Annotated in this window: 3 protein-coding genes; all 3 read right to left on the bottom strand. The window is 65.6% G+C overall.

Annotated elements, in window-relative coordinates; translation table 11 throughout:
• On the bottom strand, positions 1–714 hold a 714-nt coding region (locus tag H5T60_13770), incomplete at its 3' end, for a pyridoxal-phosphate dependent enzyme (protein ID MBC7243500.1).
• Positions 715–818: 104 nt separating this feature from the next.
• Entirely contained in the window at positions 819–2,042 is a 1,224-nt protein-coding gene (locus H5T60_13765; GenBank protein MBC7243499.1) for a polysaccharide deacetylase family protein, read from the bottom strand.
• 269 nt (positions 2,043–2,311) lie between these two features.
• Positions 2,312–2,814 (bottom strand): bifunctional 4-hydroxy-2-oxoglutarate aldolase/2-dehydro-3-deoxy-phosphogluconate aldolase (locus H5T60_13760; GenBank protein ID MBC7243498.1); only part of this gene is annotated, 503 nt, incomplete at its 5' end.

Genomic DNA, 2,814 nt, shown 5'->3' with positions numbered 1-2,814 from the left:
GCCCAACAAAGAAAGGGTCTGGGACACCAGCTTGGAGACGCGCGCTCGCAGGGCTTTTTCCGGTTCGGCCACGCTGATGGCGGTGATACGGCCCTTGAAGCCGAACAGTTCGGCGCCGATCAGCAAGCCGGCCTGCGTGCCGCCAGAGCTGGAGGCGATGATGATGCGGTCGAAGGATACGCCGGCTTCCTCCATCTGCTGAACCAGTTCCTGCATCGCCAGGATATAGCCCAGCACACCAATGGGGGTGGACCCTCCCAGCGGGATGATATAGGGCTCGTACCCCGCTTCGCGCTCGCCGGCGGCGATGGCTTCCAGGCGGGCCGGCAGGTCAGCCCAGCTCACATCCCCCAACCAGCGCACTTCCGCATCAAAGAGGTAGTCCAGGAGGAGGTTGCCGTTCCATTCCTCGGGCATATCGCCGGTCAGCGCCAACACCGCCCGCATGCCCATGCGGGCGGCCGCGGCGGCGGTCTGCCGGCTGTGATTCGACTGCGGCGCGCCGGCGGTGATAAGCGTGTCCGCGCCGCGCTCCACCGCATCCCCTACCAGGAACTCCAGCTTACGCGCCTTATTGCCGCCGGTGGCAAGGCCGGTCTGATCGTCACGTTTCACCCAGAGCTGTGGTCCGTTCAATGCTCGGGTCAGTCGAGGCATAGGCTCCAGCGGTGTAGGTAGATGTGCCAACCGCACCCGAGGAAACTTGTCGAACATCGCCATGCCTCCGCTCCCATGGTTTCGGCCTGCATCGCCTATCGGCGCGCATTATACACTATGATATGACAAACAGGCCAATTTTCGGGGTGATTTTTCCCTATTTACCTCGTTAACATGCGAATCAGCTCTTGCGGATCCGCGTCATAGGGGAGGTGTAGCCGGCTCAGCGCGAACACCGCCGAACGGCGCTGGTAACGGCTGGGGTTGATGGTCACGCCGGCGCGATAGCCGGCCTCCTGTGCCGCCTGCACCACCTGGGCGTCGAAAGCGCCGTACGGATAGCTCACCACCTGCACCGGCACCCCCAGGCGTTCCTCCAGCCTCTGACGGGAATCCTGCAACTGCCGGCGCAGTTCCGCCTCCTCCAATCCCTTCAACCGCACATGGTCCAGCGCGTGACTGCCAAAGGTGGTTCCCTCCTGCACCAGGGACGCCAACTGGTCCCAGGTCAGAAAGGCCCCATAGCCCACATGGCCGGGGATGAGGAACACCATCGCCGGCATGCCGGCCTCCCGCAGGGCCGGCCAGGCTACCTCCGCGAAATCCCGATACCCATCGTCAAAGGTGATGGCGACAGGACGCGGCGGCAGAGGCGCATGGTTCTGCAGGTAATCCAGCACATCCTCCAGCGGCACGACGCGGTACCCGTTCTCGACGAGAAGCTGTAGATGCGCCCGGAAAACGGCCGGCGCGGTGGTCCACTCGCGCGTGCTGGCGCCGGCATCCGCCGGCAGTTCGGCCAACCGGTGATACATCAGGATGGGAAGCGGCACCCGGCCGTCCGGGAAAGTGGCAAACCGCACCTCGGCTTCCTCCGCTTCTGTGCTCCAGCGCATGATGTACCGCGTCTCCGCCGGCCAGGTCGCCGGCCGGAAGACCACCGTGATCGGGTCCGGCTGTTCCAGCGCCCCTTCCACCGTCGGGCTGATGGTCAGATGTGCCCGCACCCATTCTGTCGTCACCGGCGCATCGAAGCGCAGGGTCAGCGGCGCATCCAGGGGTACCCCCTCATCCCCGTCCACCGGGAATGTCTCTATGAGCCGAGCGGCCGGCCGGGGCGTGGCGGTGGGCAGTGGCGCCGGCGCCGTCGTAGCAGTTGCTGTCGGAGTGCGGGGGACAACCGAGGGCACCGGGGTATGGGTTGGGGTGGCTGTCACCCGGGATAAGGAAGGTGCGGAGGTCTCTGTGGGAGCGGGCGTCATCGTCTCTGCCGGCGGATCCACCGCCGCCGGCGCGCAGGCCGTGAGCCAGCCGGCCGCGGCCAGGGCAAGCAGAAGCCGGCCCGCCCGATGGAGCAACCCTTCATCCCCTGGAGAGCGCATCACGCCCCTTTCTCATCCGCGGAACACCCGGTGAAGATGCAGGTCATTATACGCCCGGTGATGGCATCCCACAAAAAAAGAGCCAGGCATTGCGCCTGGCTCTCCCAACAGGAGAAGAGAGGAGGATCAGCTTGTGGCGTGCGCCCGCTTGGCCACAAATACCACCCCGCACCCCTTTATTGCAACCCATAGTATAGCTGATATTTTATACGCTTTCTTGACGCAAACCCGCCGATTTCCCTACTTTTGCGCGCCGGCATGTCCCCTGGCCATCATTTCCTGGCTCCGGCGACGCGCTGCACCAGCACCGCGGCCCGCTCTGTCAGCGCCTGCCACCGGCCCTCAGCGATGGCGCGGGCATCCAACAGATCGCCGCCCACGCCGACCGCCGCCGCGCCGGCGCGAATATACTCTCCCGCGTTCTCCAGCGTCACGCCGCCGGTGGGGATCAACCGCAGTTGCGGTAGGGGCGCCAGGATGTCCTTGATGTAGCGCGGCCCGAGCACGCCGGCGGGAAAGACTTTCACCATATCCGCGCCAAGCTCCCAGGCCGTCAGGATCTCCGTCGGCGTCATAGCGCCGGGAATCACCGGCACGCCGTAGCGCCGGCACAGGCGAATCACGTCCGGACACAGCACCGGGCTGACGATAAACCGCGCCCCGGCCAGGATGGCGGAACGGGCGGTTTCCGCGTCCAGCACCGTGCCGGCGCCAAAAATACTTGCGCTGGGAGCCGCGGATACCTCTGCCAGCACCTCCAGCGCGTTGGGCGTGG

The sequence above is a fragment of the Anaerolineae bacterium genome, assembly GCA_014360855.1.
In the GTDB taxonomy this organism is placed as follows: domain Bacteria; phylum Chloroflexota; class Anaerolineae; order JACIWP01; family JACIWP01; genus JACIWP01.
Note: the sequence above shows the minus strand (reverse complement) of the source record. Positions and strands in the feature narration are given on the sequence as shown.